Here is a 24,260-nt window from a genome sequence, read left to right on the forward strand (position 1 = left end):
TCATCCGCCCGGTTTTACGCGCGCGCGCCGCACGCGGAGCCTCCGCGATCGACGGCGAGGCCGCGTATGTCGCAGACGATGTCCGCGGAGTCGGCGCGAAAACGCGGCGTTCGACGTCGGGCCGCCGCCGTTCATCCGGTCGTTCGCCCGCCCGACGCAGGCGCGACGGCCAGGATGCGATCGAGCTTAAACAGACGCGGCGCCCGTTTCCGGCAGCAATAGGCGTAAGCCGCATCGCCCCGAACGGCCAGCGGCACGATCGTGCGCTGCGTGAACAGGCCGCTTCCGTCCATATAAATGATCTCGACGGTCCGGCCTACGTATCGCTCCATGCCCGACGCCATATGCACCCCTCCCCGATATAGGAACATTTGTTCCCTAATAGTATATACAATAAGCGAACATATATTCCTGTTTCAAGAGGTAAAATTTTGCTGCCTCCATGCGTGCGCTCCGCCCGGCGGGATGCCGGGAAGCGGCCGGCCCGCTCCCCGGTGGAATCGCCGGCCGGAAAAGCGTACAATGGAGCTGAGAGAAACGTTGAGCGCACGGGGAGGAACGCATATGTGCGGGCGATATACGATCACCATTTCGATCGAGGAGCTGCTGCTCCGTTTTCATATCGACGGCGAATTTACGCTGTACCATCGCCCCCGGTATAATGTCGCGCCGGGGCAGCTCATCCCGGCCGTCATTCACGACGGGCGGCGCAACCGGATCGGCGAGCTGAGATGGGGGCTCGTCCCGTCGTGGGCCAAGGACGAATCGGGCGCGGCGAAAATGATCAACGCCCGCGCCGAGACGGTCGCCGAGAAGCCGGCTTACCGGCTTCCGTTCGAACGCAAACGGTGCCTCGTCCCGGCGGACGGATTTTACGAATGGAAGAAGACGAACGGCGGCAAGAGCAAGCAGCCGATGCGCATTACGCGAAAGGACGAGGCGCCGTTCGCCATGGCCGGCCTGTACGATACGTGGACGGCTCCGGACGGGCGAAAAGTGAGCACGTGCACGATCATTACGACGACGCCGAACCGGCTGATGGCCGATATTCACGACCGGATGCCGGTCATTTTGCGGCCGGAGCACGAGGCGGTTTGGCTCGACCGCGGCACCCGCGACGCCGCCCTGCTGCTGGACATGCTGAAGCCGTTTCCGGCCGAGCTGATGAGGGCGTATCCGGTCGCCCCCGGCGTAGGCAACGTCAACAACGACGGTCCGGAATTGGTGCGCGAAGTCGCCGTCGGCGCAGCGCCGTCGTTCGGAGCCGTTCCGGAAACCGGCGAATAAACGGCAGGCCGCTTCGATCCGAAACGGAAACGGGAACGGACTCCCGGGAGGCGCCCGCCCGAACCCGAACAAAGACGCCTCCGGCATCGCCGTGCCAAGCGGAAATGGAGGCGTCTTTCGTTTGCAAATCCGGCTCGGTTCGGCGGCGATTCCGGCTCGTCTTACCGCGGGGCGTAACGGATCGCGATTTCCGCGGCCGATGCGACCCCGCCGCTGCCGGCCGTCGCCTCCAGCTTGATATAGCGGGCAGCCGGCGCGCGAAAATTCGCCGATTTCCGGTAATAGTCCCGCTCCCAGTTTCCGTCCGCGACTTTGACGAATTTCGCCCCGTCGGAGCTGGCGTATACGCTGTACGACGTAATCAGTCCGTCCGGCTTGAAATCGGTCCGGGTTTGGTAATCGAGTCCGACCACGTCGTAAGCCGCGCCGAGATCAAGCGTTATCGATTGGGGCAGCGGAGCGAGCGGAGCCCATTCCGAATGCCACATCGTCTGCAAGCTGCCGTCCGTCGCTTTGGAAGCCTCGTAGCCGGCATGCTGGCTCGTCGAGACCGCTTTGACGCCGCTTGCCGGCACGACCAGCTCCGCCGGTTTTGGCTTCGCCGGCCAGCTGGCGGCGCTGCGGACCATCAAATCCGTGATGACGGCCGCATGGTCGGAATAGAACGGATGTCCCGGAATTTCGTGTCCGGGCAACCTCCGGTCGAACGTAAACGATCCGAGTACGCGCATCTGCTCGCCTTTTGTCCAAATATAGTCGATGCGACCCGGCGCCATGCCGTATCCGTAATAAGGGCTCCAGGTGCTGCCCGGATGTCGGCCGGCATCCGGGTTGGCCCATCGGTACGTATCGGTAAATCCGGCTTCCCGAATCAGCTGCGTCACCGGCCATTGCAAAGCGAGACCGCCGTGTCCGGGCGCATCCGCAAACCGGGCGCTCCAGTCTTCGTTCGAAAGCGTATTGAAATCTCCCGCCATGATGATCGGCGAATCGTCTCCCCGCAGAAGGGTCGGAAGATTGTAGTCCACAATTTTTCGGGTCATCTGAAGCCGTCGTACCAGGTCCGTGGCCAACAGCTCGGCGTCGGTAAACGTGCGCGGCAATCCGTAAGTCGCTTCCCCGACCGTCCGGTTCACCGATCCCCACGCCCCGCCTTCATGGTACAGCCAAGTATCGAATACGTTCACCTCTTGACCGTCCGGAAGGCGCACCTTCGCTCCGCCGAAGTGAAAGTCTCCCATCAAACCGGAATGTTTGATGACGGGGTAGCGCTTGACCATCGGGTACCGGCTGAAAATCCACAAATTGTCCTTGTCCGGCAAATGCGCCGGGTCGACGCTCACTTTGATCGCCTCGTACCGCCGGTGTTCGGGCAGGCCGGCGTTCAGTCCGTTCGCGATTGTTTCGCCCGACGCGTACGTCTCGACCACGAATAAAATGTCGGGATCGTGATGCCGAATCGCTTCGATCAGGTAGTCGACGTTTTGCGCCCCGCCGGCTTCCCGGCCGCCGCCCCATATGTTCCATTCCATGACCCGCAAGCGGGTTCCGAGAGGCTGCCGCGTGAATTCCTGAGTCACCTCGACGTCCAGCGCTCCGGCCGGAGCATGGAATTCGGCCGAAACGGCCGCGCCTTCGCCCGGATGCGCGATGCGCCGACCCAAAACGTCATCTCCATGGCGAATCGTCAAAACGACTTCCGCGCCGATCGAAGCCCCCTTCCACCCGCTTGCCCGAACCTCGCAGCGTTCGCCTTCGTCCGCGCGATACGGGAGCGTCTTCGCATCCTTCGGGTCCGGCTTCAGGGAAGCTTCGGCAACCGCCTCGTTCCCGCACGACAGTTCCAGCCGAATCCGGGGCTCGCGCGGAGCGTCGTCGCCGAACGCATACGCGGAAAACGTGACCGTCCCCTTCTCCCCGCGCCCTTTGCCGGCTTCGGCGTCGACGATCCGGCCATCCCAAGCCAGTCCTCCGAACAGCAGAGCGGCCGCCGTCAAGCGGACGGCGAAGCAACGTATCCATTCCAACATCGGCGTAATCCTCCTTCGATGGTTGCGATGCCGCAGTACCCGGGCATGCGGTTACGCTCACTTTTGCTTCTGCTTTTCTTCCTCGATATATTTGTTCGTTTTCTCCTCGGCTTCCCGCAGCGCCGTATTGATGTCCGTACTCGACAAAATCATGCTTTTCAGCGCTTCGTTCAAGTACGAGTACCCTTTGGAGTCGTACATGCTGCTTCGCGGAGCCGGAGCCGGCTTGACGGAAAACACCCCCGCCAAATTTTTGCCCTCGAAAATGTTCAGGTCGACCGCGAAGTCTTTGCGGATCGCCGGATCCTTCAGAGCGGTTAGCCGCCCGCCCTTGTTCATGACCACTTGCGCCTCGGTGCTTTGCAGCGCTTGAAGAACGCGGTACGCCGCATCTTTGTTTTTGCTCGACGGCGTCACCATCAGCAGATGAAAGTCGACTTCCCGCCCGAGACCGGGCTTGTCCGGATAGCTGGGGAACGACACGAGGTCCCAGTTGAAATTTTGTCCCTGCTGCGCCAGCGGCAGAACGCGGGTCGACAAGGCGGAAATCCAGTAAGGCTCCATCGCGACGCGCTGATCTTTCAGGAAGAAATCGATATTGTCCTTCAGGTAGTTCGTCTTCGGATCGATCATGCCGGGAATGTCGTAAATGGCCCGCAGCTTCGAAAATACCATCTTGTAGCCGTCGGTCGTCAGCGCCGCCTTCTCCCCGCTCGCATCCGTTACCGGCAGCGAATAAGGACGGGTCATCACCTGCGGCAGTCCCGGGTCGATGCCGAGATACTGGGTCGAATCCGACTTGCGGGTGAGCTTTTTGGCCAATTCGATCACTTCGTCCCAGTTCATGCCGTCCTTCGGATACGCTACGCCGAACTTGTCGAAAATGTCTTTGTTGTACGCCATAATGCCGTAGTTCATCGAATAGGGCATCCCGTACAGCTCGCCTTTTTTCCCGTACCGGCTCAGCGTGGCGATCGTTTCCGGCTCGAGACGGGTCAGGTCGATTTTGAACGTTTTGACGAATTCGTTCAAGTCGGTCGCCAGTCCCATGCCGAGCAGCAGGTCCAAATAAAAGTTGCTCGTCGCGATCAAATCCGGCGTATCCCCGGCCGCGATAATGTCGTTCAGCGACTTTCCTTTGATCAACTCGATCGAAATATTCGGGTACATCGTCCGGATCGGCTTCAAAATGACGTTCTCCAAATCCGTTTCGTGATTGATGCCCGCTCCATGGTTGACGATCGTGAGCTTGACCGGCTCCTTGGTGAAGCTGTCCACGCTATCGGCCGCCGGCGCGTTGGCGCCGCTCGGGGCCGGCTGTCCGCAGCTCTTGCCGCAGGCGGCCATTGAAAGCGCAACCATAACGGTCAAGCCGACTTTTGCGTAACGATACTTGTTCATTACACCAGTTCCTTTCCAATCGGAATTTGAGGCAAAAATCGAAAATCGACTAACCGACTTCTCCGCGATCACCATGTTCATTCATGCTCGTTTGTCAACACGCCCCTTTATTATTCAGCTCGAATATGTACGATATTCCTTTAGATATTGTATACTCGCCTCCTAAATCTGTAAATATATTTACATAAATAAAAAAGACATCGACTATATCGAACAAATACGTGCAATCATCCGACCGAACGAAGCCGGCGGAAAACGCGACAAGGAACCGGAACGCGCGATTCGCTCCGGCTCCTTGTTTCCGATGACATTCCAACTATCGGACCGTTTCCTTCGAAGACGGCCACGACCGGATGCAGCTCAAAAAACGCGCCGGCTCGTCGGTCGCGAACCAGCGAACGCCCAAGTCGAGCAGCATGTGGATCGATCGGTCGTCGAACGAAAACGGCAGCACTTCCAGGTCGACGCCCGCATCGCTCGTCTCGGCGAGCGCCTGCTTCACGAATTCCGGGTCGAGGTCGTACGGCCATTCGTCGCCGTTCGGATCGCCGCGTTTGCCGTTCAGATGCAGCTGCACCTGATCGAGCCCGTCGAAGCGCAGATCGCGGGCTTGCTCCGCGTACGTCCGCTTGATCCGCTCGGCGCTGCCGCCGATCCACAGCATGCTCCTCACGCCGGCGGCGATCGACTTCATCTGCCGGCAATTCGCCTGAACGTTGTGCGTGAAAATGACTTGCCCGTTCACGCCGTACCGGTCGATCAATCGGCCGAGCTGCTCCAAATCGACGCTTTTCAAATCCAAATAAACCAAACGCTCCGGCCGCCCCTGCATGTCGGCGAACAGCTGCTCGACGGACGGAATCCGCTCGCCGGCGAATTTGGCGTCGAACTTGACGCCCGCGTCCCATTCGGCGGTTTCCGCGAAGTCGAAATCGGAGATCGGCCGGTCCTTCACCGCGTCGGGAGCGGTCGTCGTTCTTGCCGGCGTGCTGTCGTGCAGACAGACGATGACGCCGTCCCGGGTCGTCCGGATGTCCGCTTCCGGAATGCCGCCCAGGCTCCAGGCGTACCGGTTCGCGCCCATCGTGTTGTCCGGCGCTTCGTACGCGCCGCCGCCGCGATGCGCTTGCCAATAAATGTTGTCGCTTCGTTTCGCCAACTTAGCCCTCTCCCGTCGAAAAGAATGATAAGTGCGCGCAGGCAGCCGCCTACCAATGAAATTGCATGACCGTCTTCTTCCACCCGCGATGCTCCGCCGTTTCCTCGAGCGCCGCCCGGTAATCCTCGACCGAACGGACGGGCGTAAGGCGGTCGGGCAATATGCGCCGCAGCGTTTGCTGGAAGGCGGGCGCTTTCATCGCTTGCAGCACGGCGGCGAAATCGGACCGGGAGCTGCGGCTCGAGCCGAGCAGCGTCGCGCCTTTCTCCAGCACGTCCCTCGTATTGATCGGGACACGTTCCTCGGTCACGCCCATCAAAATCAAAGCTCCTCCCGGCTTCAGCAGATCGATCGCCTGGTTGATCGCGCTCTCGCTGAACCGGCCGCCCGTGCATTCGATCGCGATGTCCGTTCCGTCGGCGGACGCGAAATCGTAATCGTGCACCAACGCCCGGCTCGCGAACTCGAACTGGCCGAGCTTGTCGGCAATCGCCCCGAAGACGAGCAGCCGGTCGCGCTGCAGACCGAAAACGTGGTGAAGCACGGCCGCCGTGAAATAGCCGACCGGCCCGTCGCCGAAAACGGCGACGCTCGCGCCGGCGTCGATACGGTCCCGGACGCCGGATATCGCCCGGTACGAGACCGAGCACAGCTCCGCCAAGACGGCGATCTCGTCCGGCACCCCGTCCGGAATCGGAAGGGCGCATTCCGCCGGAACGACCAGCCGGTGCTGGGCGATGCCGTCCATGCTGCTGCCGAGAAACCGGCCGTTATGGCAATAATTTTCCCCGGGCTCGCCGCGGCAAGCCGGGCAGCATTGCTCGGGAGGCACGCGATCCCGCAAAAAGCCCGGAATGTTCGGGACGATCGTAACGCGCGCCCCCGGCCCGATTTCCGCCGACCGGCTCGACACGATTCGGCCGATCCCTTCGTGAATAAGCGTGAGCGGCAGTTTGCGCGCCAGCGCCTCCGCTCGCCGCTGACCCGTATAGTAGCGCAAATCCGCGTGGCAAATGCTGGCCAGCGTCGGCTCCACGACGACCTCGCCTTCCCGAACGTCGCGTTCCAGAACGACATCGGTCAATTCGCGCGGCCGAAGCAGCCTGTAATTTCTGGAGCCGACCGTGTACGTCGATGCTTCCGCTTTCAATGTTAGGGCACACCCTTCCCGGTAAAGTACGCAAGATGTCGGCGAACGCCCGAAATGCGGCATACGTATGTTCATTTTCGCTCGTTTGCGTTCGTTTTTATTATCGACCACGACGAAATCGTTGTCAATACGAACATATAATAAAAATATTTTGAATTCGCTTGTCCGATTTTATAGGCATCATGCGCATTTGCCGCACAAACGTCCGGCAGGCGAAAAAAAAAGCCCCCGACTGCCGCGCAGCCGCGGCAGCGGGGACAGCAACCGGCGCGTTTTCCGTACGCACCTTCGCAAAGCAAGACGGCTATCGCGTTTTCGCGGCCGCCCGTTTTTTGACGCGCAGGCAAACCGCATGAAGCGCAGACGCGGCGAGCAGCCCTGCGACGGCTCCCGAAATCGGAGCGACCGGGATAACGAAAAGGGTGTAGCGATAATGGGGAAACCGGTGCATCAGCAGACCGAGCGCCGTTACCGTAACGGCCGCGGCCGCGACGATCAGCCAAAACGTCCCTTTGGCGAACGCCGGCTCGCCCTGCGATTCCGCAGGCTCCGTTCGTCCGCGGTACGCCAAAACGGCCAGCATGGCCAGCTCGACGGCGATCCCGACGATCGACAGGCCGAATTGCAGCAGCGCGGCGGGCGAGCGAACGCCGGGGAACAGCCACCCGACCGCTCCGGTCGCGAACGGGTACATCAAGCCGCCCCGATGCGAGAACCCGTCCAGAAACAGGTGGCTGTACATGCCGAGTCCGATCGAGACGAGGAGCGTCGCCCATCCCCGGAAGCCGGACACGCGCCAGCCTCGCCGCGCGTACTTGCCGGCGATCCGATTCAGCGGCGCGGGCGCATAGGCGGCGAAAGCCGGCAGCGCGAGACGGTGAAAAGCGAACGCGAGCAAGATCGAGGCGGGAAGTCCGAGCGTGAGCATGCCGAGCGCGGAATGGCCGAAATCGGTATCGGTCGGGCGAAGCGCGACGAAATTTTGCAAATCGGGGGCCATCGTGCCGAGCACGAGACCGGTTTTGTTGAATTTGTTCGGAAACAGCTTGATCAGAGCGATCGCCGTAATCGGGTGTGCGGGCGTATAGGGCACAGGTCACCTCCAATCGAGACCCCTTTATGCGGCAGCTTGTTCGTCGTTCAAGCGCGTTCGGTCCGCCTTCGTGCCGGGCGAACGGTTTCGGCGCAAAAAAAGATCCGCCGATACAAATTGTATCAGCGGACGATTCCGTTTGTCAAACGGTCAAAACGACCGGGCCTTCTTTCGTCACGACGACCGTATGCTCGAATTGCGCAACCAGGCTGCGGTCCGGCGTTCGAATCGTCCATCCGTCCGCCTCCTCGTCGACATACTCGGCGCCCGTCGACAAAAACGATTCGATCGCAAGCACCGCTCCGTTACGGAGCAGCCGGGAATCCCGCTTGTTTTCGAAATTCGTAATGTCGCCGGGTTCTTCGTGCAGCTTCCTGCCGATGCCGTGGCCCGCCAAATTGCGAATGACCGCGAATCCGCACGAGCGGGCTTCCCGCTCGATCGCTTTGCCGATCCGGTTCAGCTTGGCTCCGCTGCGCGCTTCGGCAATGCCCGCCGCGAGCGCCTTGCGCGAGCTGTCCACGAGCCGCCGCTTCAGCTCCGCATCCTTCGTGCCGCCTTCCACGAAGACGGTTGCGCCGGTATCGGCATAGTAGCCGTCCAGCTCGGCGGACACGTCGACGTTGACGATATCGCCGGGACGAATTTTCCGGCCGCCCGGAATGCCGTGCGCGGCGACATCGTTGATGCTGATGCACGTTGCTCCCGGAAACCCGTACTCCTTGCTCGGCGCCGGGATCGCTCCGTGTTCGCGAAGCACCGCTTCCCCGATTTCGTCCAGCTCCTTCGTCGTCATTCCCGCCTCGAGGCGGCGAATCATCGTATCCCGCGCCTGCGCCACGATCCGGCCGATCCGGCGCAGCCCTTCCCAATCTTTTTCGTTTTCGATCGTCAAGCTTTCCGTCCTCCTTCTTCTCTCCAATGATTCGATAGCGGCGAAGCAGCCGCGGTTACGACTCTCTTTTTCGCACGAGCCGGTACGCTTTGCGCATCAGGTTGAGCAGCGCGTTCGGGATCGGGAACGTGAACCGCAGCAGCACCGGCTTGTACAGCGCGTAATACGATTTTTTGAAATCGTCCCACATGCAGCACGGCTCGTTTTTCAAAAAGTCGGAGACGTCCACGACGACGCCGCGCCCGTCGATCATCATGACGTTTTTGCCGTGTACGTCGTGCGGGTTGAGCCCCCGCTCCCGGGCGTACTTCAGCGCTCCGTCGATATCTTCGATCACCCGTTCGGGGATGCGTATGCCCCGCCGTAAGCATTCGTAAATCGTAACGCCGGCGAGCCGCTTCAGCACGAGAAACGAATCCCCGCTCCCGTAGCATTCCGAAAAAGCCGGATGCCGCCCCAGCCTGCGGTATACCGCGATCTCGTCCTCCAGCCCCGGCCTGCCTTCCGCGTACACTTTCACCACTTTGTCGGGTTCGTCCGGGTGCATGACGACGGCCGCGTAGTTCCCGGCACCGATCAGCTTCCACGGCTTCGGAACGTGCAGCACTTTCACGGGCTCGTGCGGGTCTTCGCTTTGAATCGCAAGGTGCGGCAGCAGCTCGCCGCGCACCCTTTTCATGTAGGATTGCACCCCGCCACCCACTTCCAGCCGCGCCGGACGCGCGTTGCCGACATTTTTTAATGTTATTTTAATAAAAGCGCCGCAACCGTTGCGGCTGTAGGCTTTGCCCGTTTTCTGTAATTAATATCCATATTTTACTCTGCTATACTTGTTTGTAGGCAGACGCCAAATCAACCCAGATCAGACATCAGGAGGTTCTAATGTTGAAACAACTGAAAACCAAATGGTACAAGCCCGTTATCGGCGCTACGGTTGCACTGACGATCGCGCTGTCCGGTAACCTCGGCTTCATGTCGACGCCGGCTCATGCCGAAACCGTTTCCATATCCGCTACGCGCGCGGACAAAATCATTTCGACGGGTCTCAAGTACCGGGGCACCCCGTACGTGTTCGGGGCGAAGTCGGGACGAACGAGCGCGTTCGACTGCTCTTCCTTCGTCCAATATTTGTACAAAAAGCAAGGCATTTCGCTGCCTCGCACGTCCAGACAGCAAGCCAAAGTCGGCACGTACGTCTCCAAAAGCAATTTGAAAAAGGGCGATCTCGTCTTTTTCTGGACAAGCCGTACGGGCAAAGGCAACGTCGGACATGTAGCGATCTACATGGGCAACGGCAAAATTTTGCACACGTACAAAAAAGGAATCGGCGTCACGACGTCCAACCTGAACTCGTCGTACTGGAAATCCCACTATATGACGGCTCGCCGCGTCCTGTAACGAGAGCCGGCTCCATACAGTTTGCAGCGCCCTTCCGAAAGGAAGGGCTGTTTGCCTATCATACGCTTTTCGGCGCGAAAATGTTTCATCCTTTTTCATCCAGCGGCGAGTCGGACGAACGCGGCAGCGTAACGATGACGGTCGTGCCCCGCCCTTCGCGGCTTTCGATCCGGATGGCGCCCCCGTGCCGCTCGACGATGCTCTTCGCGATCGACAGCCCGAGTCCGAACCCGCCGGTTTGCCGCGTGCGGGCCAGGTCGGTGCGGAAAAACCGGTCGAACAAAAACGGAAGCGTGCTCTCCTCCATGCCGATGCCCTGGTCGATCACCTTCACCCGAACCAAATCGTCCTGAACGCCGACGCGAATGCGGATCGGCTTGGAGCTGTATTTGATCGCATTGTCGAGCAAAATGATGAGCAGCTGCTTCAGCTTCTCGGTGTCGCCGGTAATCGGAACGGCATCGTGCCGGCTTTCGACGCGGATCGTCCGGTTGAAGGCGACTTGCATTTGCGAGGCCGCCGAGCGGATGATGGCCATGAGCTCGACCGGATCCGTTTTCAGCCAATCCTCCTGCTCCGACTCCGCAAGCTGCATGAGCGAGCCTACAAGACCTTTTAACCGGTTCGACTCCTCCATAATCGCCTCGATCGCTTCTTTTCGCAGCTCCGGGTCTTCGCTCCCCCACCGTTTCAGCATGCCGGCATAGCTTTCGATAATCGTCAGCGGCGTCCGCAGCTCGTGCGACGCGTCGGCCACGAACCGTTTCTGCTTCCGAACCATTTCCTCCAACCGGGAAATCATCTCGTTGAACGTGACGCCGAGCTTGCCCAGCTCGTCGCCTCTCGCCGTGAATGCGTCATCGAGCTTGCGGAACGTCCCGCTTTGCTGAATGAGCTGCATCGTCGAATTGAGCTGGCGCAGCGGCTGGAACAGGAAGTTGGAATAAAACAGGCTGCCGAGCGCCGAAATGACGACCGCCCCGATCGACATGAGCACGAGCGCCGTCGTCAGGACGTTGATGTACAAGCTCCATTTCGTCAGCTTGCGGGCGATTTCGAGCACGCCGATCTGATCGCTGCCGGCCATAATCGGCACCTGCACGTACAAGTAGCGCGTCTGATCGATTCGTTTGATCGAATAGCTTTCGCGGGTCGTAATGTGCGGCGGCTCGACGACCAATATTTCGTTGCTCTGCAGCTCCAGCTTGACCAGGCCGTCCATGCCGATGATGCGGATCATTTCGTCGCTGACGAGAAATTCGTCAAGCAGGTCCGTATCGCTCCAGCTGCGGGGGTTATGAACTTTTTTGTTCTCGAGTATCGACTGCGCCTTGCCGAACAGAAGCTCTTTTTCGCTTTTGACGGTCGTGGAGGCGATAAACGAGTAAAGCAGCGTGCTGAACAAGACGAGGATAAAGACGAGCCATGCCGAGGACAGCGCCATAAGACGGATGCGCAAGCTCATGTCGGCTTGTCTCCGGCGATCCCTTTCAAGTAGTAGCCGACGCCCCGGCTCGTCTGAATCAGCTTCGTCTTGAACCCTTCGTCGATTTTTTGGCGCAAATACCGGACGTACACGTCGACCAGGTTCGTATCGCCGGCAAAATCGTAGCCCCAGACGTCGGACAAAATTTGCTCCCGCGACAGCACGACGCCGGGATGCTTCATGAAGAAGAGCAGCAGCTCGAATTCGCGCGGCGTCAGGTCGATCGCAACGCCTTCCCGCTCGACGGAACGCGATTTGGCGTCCAGCTTCAGATCGTCGACCTGGTATACGCTTTCGTCGTCGCCGGACAGCAGCTTGGACGTGCGAATCAAACCGCGTATGCGCGCCATCAGCTCTTCGATCGCGAACGGCTTCGTCAAATAATCGTTGGCGCCGAGGTCGAGCCCGGTCACTTTGTCGGGAACCGTATCGCGCGCGGTCAACAAAATGATCGGGACCGTCCGGTTCGTCTCGCGGATTCGCCGCAGCACTTCGAGTCCCGTTATCCCGGGCAGCATAATGTTAAGCAGAATGACGTCCCAGTCGTCCCCGAGCGCAAGCTCCAGTCCGTCCGGACCGTTCTCGGCGAGCGTCACCTCGTAGCCTTCGTGGCGAAGCTCCAGCTCGAGTACGCGGGCGATTTTGCGCTCGTCCTCCACCAGCAGCACTTTACCGCTCATTAGGTCCTCCGCGACGGAAATCGTAAGTAAAATTCGTTTGGGGTACCCTTTTAGTATAGCCCGTCGCTTATGGTCCTCATTCGCGGCGCGGCGCCGCTCCGATCAAGCGCGTTTGGCGGCCAGCGCGGCGCAAACGATCGTCCAGGCTCCGCCCACGGCGTACCCGGCCAAAATGTCGGTCGGATAATGAACGCCCAAATAAACGCGGCTTACGCCGATCAGCAGTACGAGCGCGATCCCGAGCAGGGCGATCGTCCAAGCGAGTCCGGGAGCGCTTCTTTTCAGCTGGCGGTACAGCAAATACGCGACCAGGCCGTAAAACGAAGCCGACATGAGCGCATTGCCGCTCGGAAAGCTGGAGCCGCTCGCGTGGATAAGCGCGTCGGCGCTCGGACGCGGACGCTCGAAGACGCTTTTCAGCCCTTTGTACAAGCCGAAGGCGACGGCCAGGTTCAGGATCAGCAGCAGCGGCTCGAGCCGCTTTTTGAAAACGAAGGCGAACAGCGCCGCGAACAGCACGAGCAAAACGGCGAAAACGGTCGTCGACACGAGCGGCGACAGCGCCTCGAAAAAGGCTGTCAGCCCGTCCGAGCGCAGCCCTCGCAGCCGGCTCCCGACCGCGTCGTCGAAGGCGGTCGGTCCGCCGCCTTTGACCGTCCAAGCCAGCCAGGCGAATGCGGCGAGCAGCGCGACGACGCCCGCTGCATATGGTAACTTTCGCATCATACAGCCCCTCCCGACGAATCATGCCAAATTTATGCTACCATAAACCGGAACGGTTGAATACATTTCGTTGCATAAAAGTGGATATCCGGTGCGGGAGCATGTAGAATAGAATGGATACCGACACGAAGGAAGGATTAGAGCGAATGTTTTACGCCAGCGACTGGAAAGACTACGAATTGATCGATACCGGAGACGGCGACAAGCTGGAACGATGGGGAGACGTCGTTCTGCGGCGGCCCGACCCGCAAATCATATGGCCGATCCGCAAAGAAACGGGAGCTTGGAAGCAGGCGGCCGCGCATTATCACCGCAGCTCGTCGGGTGGCGGACATTGGGAAATGAAGCGGGAGCTGCCCGAGCGCTGGGTGATCGGCTACGACAAGCTGTCGTTTTATATCAAGCCGACCGGCTTCAAGCATACCGGACTGTTTCCCGAGCAGGCGGTCAATTGGCGGTGGATGATGGACAAAATCGCCGCGGCCGGCCGGCCGGTCAAAGTGCTCAATCTGTTCGCCTACACGGGAGGCGCCACGGTCGCTTGCGCCAGCAGCGGAGCCGAAGTATGCCACGTCGACGCGTCGAAGGGCGTCGTTCAGTGGGCGAAAGAAAACTTGCAGCTGTCCGGGCTCGGAAGCCGGCCCGTCCGGTTCATCACCGACGACGTGTTCAAGTTCGTCCAGCGCGAGCAGCGGCGCGGCAACAAGTACGACGCCATCATTATGGACCCGCCTTCGTACGGACGCGGACCGAACGGGGAAACGTGGAAGCTGGAAACGAATTTGTACCCGTTCGTCGAGTTTTGCGCCGGCATTTTGACGGACAACCCTTTGTTTATGCTGATCAATTCGTATACGACCGGATTGTCGCCTACGGTGATGCACAACCTGTTGGCGATGACGATCGGACGCAAATACGGCGGCACGATTACGTGCGGCGAAATCGGCCTGCCGATAACGTCCTCGGGATTGTTTCTGCCCGCCGGCATATTGAGCCGCTGGGAAAGCGAATAAGCGGCCGAAGCCAAAACGAAGCGCAGAGAGCGATCTCTGCGCTTCGTTTTTATGTAGACCGGGCGGTCAGCCCGCCACTTTGCCGAGCAGGTAGAGGAGCAGCTGCTGATTGTGCGAAGAAATGCGGTCCAGTTGCGAATGGATGAACGCTTCGCGAATCGCGACGCCCCGCTCGCACTCCGCTTTCCCTTTCTCCGTCGGAATGATCCAGACGATGCGGCGGTCGTTCTCGTCGCGCTGCCGCACGATCAGCTCGTTTTTTTCCATCCGGTCGAGCAGCGTCGTTACCGCCGCAGGCGTCGTATTCAGAAATTCGAGCAAGTCCGAAGGCTTCATCCGGTCCTGCGTCGACAATAGCTCCAGCACGTTGAGCTGCCCTTCCGTCAACGCGGGCGCAAGCTCCGATTCCATGTGCGACTTCAAATCTTTGCTGATTTTGCTCCACAGTTTCGCGAATTGATTGGAATACAACCCGATCACCTCCCGTAAAAAGCTTTGGAACCAAACGGGCATCGTTGCCCTGAGACGAGCGTCGCTCTTGGTTTCTATTATAACAATCGCGCATGTCGGATTAAAGGTTAATCCTATTAATATTTTGCAACACAATGCGGGGGCCGGTTTAACGATCCGATACGTTTCAACATAAATTGCAAAACAGCCTGTGCGGAAGTTGACGACAGGGCGCGAAGACCGCTAAGAAACCCAATCCGCAGCCAACGTGCAGCCGCGGAGGATGCGGAGCCAGCCAGTGCAGCAGCCAGCCTGATCGTACCGGCGCAAGCAAAAAAGCCCGCGCGGCTGAGCGGGCCGGGTTCGGACCGGCCTGCGGCGCCGCGGCGGGCGTGTATCTTATGGCGATCAACCGCGCCGGCCCCTTAAACCGGTGCGGGCCGCTTGACGATCGCGAGGACGGTATCGCCTTTCGCCAGCGGGACGATCGGCTTGCCCGGCGATTTGCGGTCTTCGATCGGCGCTTCCTCCGTCGTGAACGTATGCTGCGCGCCGCTCTTCATGACGGCGGTCAGGCGCAGCGCATGCTTGACGAAAAACGCTTCCTGCAGCGCCGTTCCGTTCGGCTTGACGCGCTTGCCTTCCTTGAATTCGAACGTGATGATCCCTTTGCCGCCGCGCCCCTGCACCGGATAATCGAGCAGCAGCGAGCTTTTCGCATAGCCGTAATCGGAAACGACCCAAACTTCGCCTTCCTCGCCTTCGACCCACTCGGCGGCGACCACCTCGTCCTCGTCCCGCAGCTGAATGCCCCGTACGCCCCCGGCCGCCCGGCCCATCGGGTTCACTTCCATTTCCTTGAACCGGATGCTCATCCCGAGCTTCGTAACGAGCAAAATTTCTTTCGTGTTGTCGCTCAGGCGAACGTCGACCACATCGTCCTGGTCGCCGAGCTTGATCGCGACAAGCCCCGTCGACCGGTTCGTCTGGTACTCCTTCAGCTCGGTCCGCTTCACCTGGCCGCGCTTCGTCACGAAAACGAGCGACTTGCCGGGCTCGTCGAACGTTTTGATCGGGATGACGCTGACGATGCGGTCTTCCTTGGCGATCGGGATGACGTTGACGATCGGCGTTCCGTTCTCTTTCCATTTGAACTCCGGAATTTGGTGGACGGGAAGCAGGAACGACAAACCTTTCTGCGTAAACAGAAGCAGGTTGTCGATCGTGTTCACCTCGAGCAGATGCCGGATAAAGTCGTTCTCCTTCACGCCGGAGCTTTCGATCTCGCCTCCCGAGCGGGTGTACGACAGCATGCTCGTCCGCTTCAAATAGCCGTCGTGCGACAGCGTGACGAGCACGTCCTCCGGCGTGACCATCACTTCCAGGTTCACCTTCAGCTCTTCGACTTCCTCCTGGATCGTCGATCGCCGGTCGATGCCGAACCGGTCGCGGATGTCGCGCATTTCTTCCTTGATGACGCCCATCAGCTTCGCCTGGCTGGACAAAATGCCGCGCAAATAGGCGATCGTTTTCCGGATGTCCTTCAATTCTTTCTCGATCGACGTAATTTCCAGGTTCGTCAGCCGGTACAGCTGAAGCGTCAAGATCGCGTCGGCCTGCCGTTCCGTAAAGCCGAATCGGTCGACGAGGTTTTTTTGCGCGTCCTGGCGGTTTTTCGACGCCTTGATCGTGGCGATCACTTCGTCCAAAATATTCAGCGCCTTCGCGAGCCCTTCCAAAATGTGGGCGCGATCCTCCGCCTTCTCCAGCTCGTACTGCGAGCGGCGGGTGACGACGTCTTTCTGATGCTCGACGTACGCCTCCAGCAGCCCTTTGATGCCGAACTGCTTCGGCGTCTTGTTGACGATGGCGACCATGTTGAAGCTGTACGCCACCTGCATGTCGGTCTTTTTCAGCAAATACGTCAAAATGCCCTGCGCGTCGGCGTCCTTCTTCAGCTCGATCACGATGCGCAGTCCGCCGCGGCCGCTTTCGTCGCGCACTTCCGCGATGCCTTCGACCTTCTTCTCGATGCGGATCATCTCGATCGCCGTCACCAGCTTCGACTTGACGACCTGGTACGGGATTTCGCTGATGACGATTTGCTGGCGGCCGCCCTTCATGTCCTCGATGGCCGTCCGGGCGCGCAAATAAATGCGGCCTTTGCCGGTCCGGTACGCTTCGCGGATGCCTTCCTCGCCCATGATGATGCCGCCGGTCGGGAAATCCGGCCCTTTGACGACCTGCATCAGCTGCTCGACCGTAATGTCCGCGTTGTCGATCAGGGCGATGCACGCATCGATCACTTCGCGCAAATTATGCGGCGGAATTTCGGTCGCGAAGCCGGCGCTGATGCCGCTGACGCCGTTGACGAGCAAATTCGGGTAGCGCGACGGAAGAACGACCGGCTCCTTCGCCGTATTGTCGAAGTTGTCCTTGAACAGCACGGTCCGCTTGTCGATGTCCCGCAGCAGCTCCATCGCGATGCTCGACAGCTTCGCTTCCGTATACCGCATCGCCGCGGGCGGGTCGTCGTCCATCGAGCCCCAGTTGCCGTGTCCGTCGATGAGGACGTGCGCCATTTTCCACGGCTGGGCCATCCGCACCATGCCGTCGTAAATCGAAGCGTCGCCGTGCGGATGGTAATTGCCCATGACGTCCCCGACCGTCTTCGCCGACTTGCGGTACGGCTTATCCGGCGTGTTGCCGGATTCGTACATCGCGTACAATATGCGGCGCTGCACCGGCTTAAGGCCGTCGCGGACGTCGGGGATCGCCCGGTCTTGGATAATATATTTGGAATAGCGTCCGAATCGGTCTCCCACCACTTCTTCCAGAAACGCAGGCAAATGCTGCTCCGATACGCTCAAGCTCAAGTCACCTCAGTATAGGGTTCGGACTCGCGGGTACGAGCTACTCCGCGAGCTCCGTAAAATCGACGTTCTCGATAATCCACCGTTTGCGCGGATCGACTTTGTCGCCCATCAGCGTCGAAACCCGCCGTTCCGCCTTGGCGGCGTCCTCGATCTGCACCTGCAGCAGCACGCGCGCCTCGGGGTCCATCGTCGTTTCCCACAGCTGCTCGGGGTTCATTTCGCCGAGCCCTTTGTAGCGCTGCAGCTCGACCGATTTGCCCAGCTCCTTCATGATCGCGCCGAGCTGCTCGTCGGAGAAGGCGTATTTGACCGTCGTATTTTTGCCCGATTTTTTCGTCACCTTGTAAAGCGGCGGCTGGGCGATATAGACGCGGCCCGCATCGATGAGCGGCTTCATGTACCGGTAAAAAAACGTCAGCAGCAGCACCTGAATGTGCGCGCCGTCCGTGTCGGCGTCGGTCATGATGATCACTTTGCCGTAATTGATTTCGTCGATTTCGAACTCCGAGCCGACCCCCGCTCCGATCGCGGTGATGATCGCTTTATACTCGTCGTTTTTCAAAATGTCGGCGAGCTTCGCCTTCTCCGGGTTCATCGGCTTCCCTTTCAGCGGCAAAATCGCCTGGTGGCGCGAATCGCGCCCCTGCTTGGCCGAGCCTCCCGCCGAGTCGCCTTCGACGATGAACAGCTCGTTGCGCATATAATCTTTCGACTGCGCCGGCGTCAGCTTGCCGCCGAGGTTCGAGCTTTCGCTCTTCCCTTTTTTGCCGTTGCGCACTTCTTCGCGCGCCTTGCGGGCCGCTTCGCGCGCTTTCGCCGACTGTACCGCCTTTTTCAGCAGCAATTGCGCGACCTGCGGATTTTCTTCGAGAAAGACGGACATTTTCTCGGAGACGACCGCGTCGACCGCGCTGCGCGCCGAGGCGCTGCCGAGCTGGTCTTTCGTTTGGCCGACGAATTCGACATCGCCCATTTTAATGTTGATGACGGTCATCATGCCTTCGCGCAAATCGACGCCTTCGAGGTTTTTGTCTTTTTCCTTGAGCAGGCCGGCTTTGCGCGCGTATTCGTTCATCACGCGCGTGTAAGCGGTCTTAAACCCCGTTTCGTGGGTTCCGCCTCCGCGGGTCGGAATCGAGTTGACGAACGAGGCGATCGTCTCGGTATAGCCGTCGTTATATTGGAACGCCACCTCGACCTCGATGTCGTCTTTCTCCGCGATAAAGTGGATGACGTCGTGCAGCACCGTCTTGTCTTCGTTCAAAAACTGGACGAACTGCTTCGTGCCGCCTTCGTACTCGAACGTTTCTTCGTTGTCCGAGCGCTCGTCCTTGAGCGTAATTTTCAGCCCCGAGTTGAGGAAGGCGATTTCCTGCAGCCGTTCCGACAGCGTATCGTAGTTGATCGTCGTGCCGCTCTGGAACACGCGCTTGTCCGGCTTGAACGTAATGCGCGAGCCGGTCCGGTTCGTGTTGCCGAGCACTTCGAGCCCGGTCACCGGCTCGCCGACATGCTCCTTGCCGTCCGCGTCCACCCAATATTCGAACCGCTGCCGGTGCGTCTTGCCGTCCTGCCATATTTCCACCTCGAGCCACTCCGACAAGGCGTTCGTTACCGAGGCGCCGACGCCGTGCAGGCCGCCCGATTTTTTGTACCCGTTTCCGCCGAACTTGCCTCCGGCGTGGAGCATCGTGAAGACGACCTGGGGAGTCGGAACGCCCGTCTTGTGCATCCCGGTAGGTATTCCCCGGCCGTTGTCGCGAACGGTGATCGATTGGTCTTTATGTATGATGACGTCGATTTTCGTGCAATATTTGGCGAGATGCTCGTCGACCGCGTTGTCGACGATTTCCCAGACGAGGTGATGAAGGCCCGATGCGCTCGTGCTGCCGATATACATGCCCGGCCGTTTGCGGACGGCCGTCAAGCCTTCCAGTACTTGAATGTCGTCGGCGCCGTACCCGGCCGCCGTTCCGCCGCTCGGCTGCGCCGAAGCGGCCGCCTGCCGTTCGCCGGTCCCGGCGCCGGCCCCTTTGCCACCGGATGGCGGACTCGCCGTTTTTTTGCCGTCTGATAAGGAAGGTCCCGAAAACAAGTCCAGCTGCTCTGCCAATCCGCGTGCCCCCTGTTACGAAAACGAATTTGTAAATCAAACTGCCCACAACTATCTAGCATTATACTCAATGCGGTCTGTTTTTACCATGCCCCGTCAGAAATGCCGGTCCGCCGTGCGGCGCCGGGCGAAGCTATTGAAGGATGTCCTTCCTCGTAAAGACGACGAACGAAACGACGAGCGAAGCGAGTCCCCATACGGCCAAAACGGTCATCGAGAAGGCGAGGTTCATCCCTTCGATCGGCGGCAGCCGCCCCGACAAATAGTCGGTCAGCGTCAAGTTGACCATGAACAAATATTTGGCCGTCTGCCACGACGACACCATGTTCGTCAAAATGGTGCCGGCGATAATGACCGCGAGCATGATGCCCATGCCGGCCGCCGTGCTCCGCACGAGCACCGACACCATGAGCGACATGAGCCCGACGATCAGCGCGGCGAACCAGACGAGGCCGAGCTCCATGAGCAAATAGAGCCATTGCGGAACGGGGTGGACGTACGTCAGGTCGACCTCGGAGCCGACGATCTTGAAGCCGGTAAAAGCCGGCAGCGTCCAGCCTCCGTAGCCGAACACGAGTCCGGATATCAAGTAGGCGAGCGCCGTCGTCGCGACGACGGTGAGCGATATGTAGAACAGCAGCGCGATATATTTGCTTGCCAGCACTTTCCAGCGCCGAACGGGCCGCGTCAGCAGCAGCTTGATCGTGCCCGTCGAATGCTCGGACGACACGAGGTCGGAGGCGATGACCATCACCATGAGCGGAATGAACAGGCCGATCGCGTTCGCCATGAACGTTCTCGTGAACGTAACCCCGTTCGGCGCTTTCGGATCGACGTTTTGGTCCAAATAATATTGCAGCACCTTCACCTGGACGCGCATCACTTTTTTCCACTCTTCGGGCACCCGGTTGCTCGCCAGCCGGTTCGTGTAATCGTTGATCTGCTGCTGCGTTTCCAGCCGCCAGTCCTGCGTGCCGAACTGCTTCTTGTTGTTTTGCGCCACCTTCAGCTGCGCGTACGTGAACATCGGAATCAAGGCGGCCAGGATGAGCAAAATGACGAGAAACCGTTTCTTCTTCCATATTTTGATCGTTTCGTTTTGCACCAATGGATAGAGGCCGACGCTGTTATTCAATGGTTTCCCCCTCCGTCACGCGCAAAAACAGCTCCTCGAGCGTCGGATTGACGGTCTGGACGCCGTATACGCGAATGCCGGCCGCCACCAGCCGCTCGTTCAGCCCGGGAATCGCCTCCCGCTCCATCCGGACGGCGATCGTCCGTCCGCCCGCCTCCGTCCCGGCCTTTATGGCCGCATCCTCGCCGGAACCGTCCTCGGCGGGATCGAGAAGCCGCACGCCTTCCGTCCGGGAGAGCAGCTCCTTGGCGCGGTCGTACGGCTCCACGCTCCATTTGACGATGCCGCCCGCTTCCCGCAGCAGCTCGTCCACCTCGCCGACGGCGATGACGGTGCCGTGGCTGATGATCGCCACCCGGTCGCACATTTGCTGAATTTCGCTGAGCAGATGGCTGGACACGAACAAGCTTAACCCTTCCGACGCCAGCCTCCGGATAAAATCGCGCATCTCTTTGATGCCCTGCGGATCGAGCCCGTTCGTCGGCTCGTCGAGAATGAGCAGGCTCGGGCTGCCGAGCAGCGCCTGCGCGATGCCGAGCCGCTGCCGCATGCCGAGCGAATACGTCTTCACTTTGTCGAAAATGCGCTGTCCGAGTCCGACGATTTCCGTCACTTCGCGTATGCGCCGCTCGCCGACGCCGGGAATCATCCGCGCGAAATGCTCGAGATTTTCCCAGCCGGTCAAGTACGAGTACAGCTCCGGGTTTTCCACGATGCAGCCGACATGGCGAAGCGCCTCGTTCGGCTTCTTGGCGATGTCGTGCCCGCCGAGCGTGATCGTGCCTTCCGTCGGTTTGACGAGGCCGACGAGCATGCGGATCGTCGTCGTTTTGCCGGAGCCGTTCGGGCCGAGAAAGCCGAATATTTCGCCGCGGCGCACGTCGAACGAAACGCCTTTGATGATGAGCCGGTCCTTAATCTTCTTTTTCACGTCGCGGACGGACAAGACGATGTTCGAATGTGCGGTCAAGCTCGCACCCTCCCTTATTCAAGCGCCTGAACGACGCGATCGGCGATCCGCTCGTACCCTTCCCCGTTCGGATGGAAATGGTCGCTGTACATGTATTTCCCGATATTGAGCTGGAACAAATCGATCGTCGGCACGACCGCCATATTCGGATAGCGGCTTGCGATGCGGAACGCTTCGTCGTTCCATTCCTGCACGTAAACGGTAGCCGGGCGCATGTCCGGAATATCGTAAAACGGATTGTAAACGCCCACGTAGACGATTTTCGCCCGCGGGTTCAATTCGGCCAGCTTCGCCATAATTTGCTCGAGCCGCTTGAGCGGCTCCGGCAGCCGCACCCGCACCATCGCCGGATCGAGCTGCTCCGACTGCGAGTTCATGACGTCTTGTCCGATCGCGAACAAATCGTTGCCGCCCATCGTGAACAGCACGACGTCCGCCTTCTCGATCCCGTACGGAATTCCGCTTTTGTTTTGCAGAGCCGCGAGCAGCCCGTCGGTACGGTTTCCGTTAACGGCATAATTGCCGATGACGTTCACCTGCTTCTTCGTCAAAGCCGCCAGCTTCTCCCGCACGCGCTGCACGTACCCTTTGCCGGTCACGTCGCCCGTTCCGACCGTCAGCGAATCGCCGAGCGCGACGATGTCGATCGACGACTTCGTTTGTTCCGCGGGCGGAGTATCGGGCGGCCGGGCCCATTCGGCCGGCTTCGGATTGATCACGTCGGCGACCGCGTAGACGAGTCCGACGATAAGCAGCAGCGTCGCGAGCAGCGCCGCCCCTCCGACCGTCCTCCATAACGTTCGAGTCGATTTCACCGAAAGAGCGCCCCCTAGGCATCGTATCTAATTCTAGAGTAAAGGTTCGGCCCGCAATTTGCAAATACGCGGAAGCCGCAAGGCCGCGGGACGAAGGCAAAAAAAAGAAACGCCCGACTCGGAACGGATTCGTTCTGCGGTCCGAGCGCGGCGTTCGTTCATTTCAGCTTTTTGATCGTGAAATTCGCCTCGAGCAGCGCCCAGTTTTGCGGAAAGCTTTGTCCGAGCACCCAATAGCTGATGCCGCGCAGGCCGTACTCTTTGATGAGATCGAACTTCGCCTGCATGCTGCGCGCATCCTCGAACCAGACGATATGCTCCCTGCCTTCGTGATCGAAATACGAAAAGTTCGGCGCCTGCGACGTCGGATCGAACCGGATATACGCGCCGACGTCGCGGGCCAGCTCGACGGCCGCCTTCGGGCTGAGCGTCGGGGCGAATTTTCCGCCTTTCACGTACGGCAAAGTCCAGTTGTAGCCGTACAAGGGCGCGCCCATCAATATTTTTTGCGGCGGAATGACCGATACGGCGTAGTCGAGCACCTGCCGCACCTGCGGAATCGGCGCGACGGCCATCGGCGGCCCTCCGGACCAGCCCCATTCGTACGTCATAATAATGACGAAATCGACGATTTCGCCGTGAGCCGGGTAGTCGTGCGCTTCGTACCAACGACCGGCCTGGGTGCCGCTCGTCTTCGGCGCGAGCGCGGTCGAGATGAGCTTCCCTTCCGCATGGACGCGTGCCGTCAAGTCGCGCAAAAAGGCGTTGTACTTTTCCCGGTCCTCCGGAAACACGTGCTCGAAGTCGACGTTCAGCGCGTAAAAGCCTTTGTCGCGCAAAGTCGCGACGATATTGTCGATCAAACGGGCCCTTGCTTCGGCGTTGTCGAATACGGCGCGGGCGACTTCCGACGAAAACGTCCCGTTTTCGAAATTGGTGACGACCATCATCGGCACCGCGTCGGTGTTCCGGATCGCCTCGAGCGCGGCTTCGTCCTGCGGCGGCTGCAAGGAGCCGTCCCGCCGGGCGATGTATTGGAAAATGCTGAAATAAGTCAAATAGGCCGCCGTATCGCGGACGATTTCGCGATCCGCCTCGGCCGTTCCCGGCTGCAAATAGCCGTTCGCCTCGATCGTCGGCCTCTCCCCTTGCCGCGGAATGCGCAGCCTCTGGCCGACGTACAGTCTGGACGGATCGGCAAGGCCGTTCGCCTGCGCGATTTGCTCCACCGTCACTCCGTATCGGCGCGCGATCGACCAGAGCGACTCGCCCGGGCGAACGATATGCGTCGTATCGGCCGTCGGAATGACGATCGCCTGACCGACCGCGAGCCGCGTCGGCTCGTCGATTTCGTTGATGCGCACGATATCGTCGACCGCAACGCCGTATCGTCTCGCGATCGCCCATAGCGAATCGCCGGGTTGCACCACCTCGATTTGCATCGCTGTCCTCCTTCCCGCACAAGGCTTGAAGCCTATGCGTTCCTCGTTCCAAGCGTATTCGCCCATTCCCCGTTAGTTGCCAGTCCCGCCCAAAAATCCCCCGTAAAAAAAGAAAGCCTTTCGGACGCCCGAAGGCGCCGGAAA

21 protein-coding genes are annotated in these 24,260 nt (G+C 59.9%); 3 read left to right on the forward strand and 18 right to left on the reverse strand.

The window, feature by feature from the left end; all coding sequences use genetic code 11:
* Positions 1–131: 131 nt before the first annotated feature.
* The gene (locus PV407_RS00800) at positions 132–344 is read right to left on the reverse strand and encodes a WYL domain-containing protein (protein ID WP_332087945.1); all 213 of its coding nucleotides are present in this window, start codon (positions 342–344) and stop codon (positions 132–134) included.
* Positions 345–564: 220 nt separating this feature from the next.
* Here PV407_RS00800 and PV407_RS00805 point away from each other — a divergent pair, with 220 nt between their 5' ends.
* Complete coding sequence (locus tag PV407_RS00805; RefSeq protein ID WP_332087946.1) at positions 565–1,287, forward strand: SOS response-associated peptidase; 723 nt, start codon at positions 565–567, stop codon at positions 1,285–1,287.
* Positions 1,288–1,448: 161 nt separating this feature from the next.
* Here PV407_RS00805 and PV407_RS00810 read toward each other — a convergent pair whose 3' ends face one another.
* The 7 genes from PV407_RS00810 to PV407_RS00840 all read right to left on the reverse strand — a co-directional run bounded on the left by PV407_RS00810 (position 1,449) and on the right by PV407_RS00840 (position 9,694).
* Entirely contained in the window at positions 1,449–3,317 is a 1,869-nt protein-coding gene (locus PV407_RS00810) for a discoidin domain-containing protein (RefSeq protein WP_332087947.1), read from the reverse strand.
* Between the two features lie 57 nt (positions 3,318–3,374).
* Positions 3,375–4,718, reverse strand: coding sequence for an ABC transporter substrate-binding protein (locus tag PV407_RS00815; protein WP_332087948.1), 1,344 nt, complete (start codon positions 4,716–4,718; stop codon positions 3,375–3,377).
* 316 nt (positions 4,719–5,034) lie between these two features.
* Entirely contained in the window at positions 5,035–5,877 is an 843-nt protein-coding gene (locus PV407_RS00820; RefSeq protein ID WP_332087949.1) for a glycerophosphodiester phosphodiesterase, read from the reverse strand.
* A gap of 49 nt (positions 5,878–5,926) precedes the next feature.
* Entirely contained in the window at positions 5,927–7,027 is a 1,101-nt protein-coding gene (locus tag PV407_RS00825; protein ID WP_332087950.1) for an alcohol dehydrogenase catalytic domain-containing protein, read from the reverse strand.
* A 304-nt stretch (positions 7,028–7,331) separates the two neighbouring features.
* Positions 7,332–8,120, reverse strand: a complete 789-nt coding sequence (locus PV407_RS00830) for a DUF4184 family protein (protein WP_332087951.1) — start codon at positions 8,118–8,120, stop codon at positions 7,332–7,334.
* A gap of 142 nt (positions 8,121–8,262) precedes the next feature.
* Entirely contained in the window at positions 8,263–9,015 is a 753-nt protein-coding gene (gene map, locus PV407_RS00835) for a type I methionyl aminopeptidase (protein WP_332087952.1), read from the reverse strand.
* 55 nt (positions 9,016–9,070) lie between these two features.
* Entirely contained in the window at positions 9,071–9,694 is a 624-nt protein-coding gene (locus PV407_RS00840) for a serine/threonine protein kinase (protein WP_332087953.1), read from the reverse strand.
* 215 nt (positions 9,695–9,909) lie between these two features.
* On the opposite strand from PV407_RS00840, the gene PV407_RS00845 reads away from it, so the two are divergent.
* Positions 9,910–10,413 carry a C40 family peptidase gene (locus PV407_RS00845; protein WP_442951613.1) on the forward strand — a complete coding sequence of 168 codons (504 nt, stop codon included), beginning with the start codon at positions 9,910–9,912 and terminating at the stop codon, positions 10,411–10,413.
* A gap of 85 nt (positions 10,414–10,498) precedes the next feature.
* Here the strand turns inward: PV407_RS00845 and PV407_RS00850 are convergent, their stop codons facing one another.
* The 3 genes from PV407_RS00850 to PV407_RS00860 all read right to left on the reverse strand — a co-directional run bounded on the left by PV407_RS00850 (position 10,499) and on the right by PV407_RS00860 (position 13,302).
* Entirely contained in the window at positions 10,499–11,878 is a 1,380-nt protein-coding gene (locus PV407_RS00850; RefSeq protein ID WP_332087955.1) for a sensor histidine kinase, read from the reverse strand.
* Entirely contained in the window at positions 11,875–12,579 is a 705-nt protein-coding gene (locus PV407_RS00855; protein ID WP_332087956.1) for a response regulator transcription factor, read from the reverse strand. Before PV407_RS00855 ends, PV407_RS00850 begins: the two co-directional genes overlap by 4 nt.
* A gap of 102 nt (positions 12,580–12,681) precedes the next feature.
* Positions 12,682–13,302 (reverse strand): phosphatase PAP2 family protein, encoded by a 621-nt coding sequence (locus PV407_RS00860; RefSeq protein WP_332087957.1) that lies wholly within the window; start codon positions 13,300–13,302, stop codon positions 12,682–12,684.
* A gap of 146 nt (positions 13,303–13,448) precedes the next feature.
* On the opposite strand from PV407_RS00860, the gene PV407_RS00865 reads away from it, so the two are divergent.
* Complete coding sequence (locus tag PV407_RS00865; protein WP_332088204.1) at positions 13,449–14,315, forward strand: class I SAM-dependent methyltransferase; 867 nt, start codon at positions 13,449–13,451, stop codon at positions 14,313–14,315.
* A gap of 66 nt (positions 14,316–14,381) precedes the next feature.
* Here the strand turns inward: PV407_RS00865 and PV407_RS00870 are convergent, their stop codons facing one another.
* The 7 genes from PV407_RS00870 to PV407_RS00900 form a co-directional block, all read right to left on the reverse strand.
* Complete coding sequence (locus tag PV407_RS00870) at positions 14,382–14,786, reverse strand: MarR family winged helix-turn-helix transcriptional regulator (protein WP_332087958.1); 405 nt, start codon at positions 14,784–14,786, stop codon at positions 14,382–14,384.
* Between the two features lie 404 nt (positions 14,787–15,190).
* Positions 15,191–17,635 carry a DNA gyrase subunit A gene (gene gyrA, locus PV407_RS00875; RefSeq protein WP_332087959.1) on the reverse strand — a complete coding sequence of 815 codons (2,445 nt, stop codon included), beginning with the start codon at positions 17,633–17,635 and terminating at the stop codon, positions 15,191–15,193.
* Between the two features lie 43 nt (positions 17,636–17,678).
* Positions 17,679–19,754, reverse strand: a complete 2,076-nt coding sequence (gene parE / locus PV407_RS00880; protein WP_332087960.1) for a DNA topoisomerase IV subunit B — start codon at positions 19,752–19,754, stop codon at positions 17,679–17,681.
* 133 nt (positions 19,755–19,887) lie between these two features.
* Entirely contained in the window at positions 19,888–20,889 is a 1,002-nt protein-coding gene (locus PV407_RS00885) for an ABC transporter permease (protein WP_332087961.1), read from the reverse strand.
* The gene (locus PV407_RS00890; protein WP_332087962.1) at positions 20,882–21,859 is read right to left on the reverse strand and encodes an ABC transporter ATP-binding protein; all 978 of its coding nucleotides are present in this window, start codon (positions 21,857–21,859) and stop codon (positions 20,882–20,884) included. The genes PV407_RS00885 and PV407_RS00890 overlap by 8 nt, the downstream gene beginning before the upstream one ends.
* Before the next feature lie 14 nt (positions 21,860–21,873).
* Positions 21,874–22,674 (reverse strand): GDSL-type esterase/lipase family protein, encoded by an 801-nt coding sequence (locus tag PV407_RS00895; protein WP_332087963.1) that lies wholly within the window; start codon positions 22,672–22,674, stop codon positions 21,874–21,876.
* Positions 22,675–22,832: 158 nt separating this feature from the next.
* A complete protein-coding gene (locus tag PV407_RS00900; RefSeq protein ID WP_332087964.1) occupies positions 22,833–24,116 on the reverse strand; it encodes a glycoside hydrolase family 18 protein in 1,284 nt (427 codons plus the stop codon).
* Positions 24,117–24,260 lie beyond the last annotated feature (144 nt).

Origin of the sequence: Paenibacillus sp. GYB003 (genome assembly GCF_036577625.1) — a bacterium.
Classification (GTDB): domain Bacteria; phylum Bacillota; class Bacilli; order Paenibacillales; family NBRC-103111; genus Paenibacillus_AB.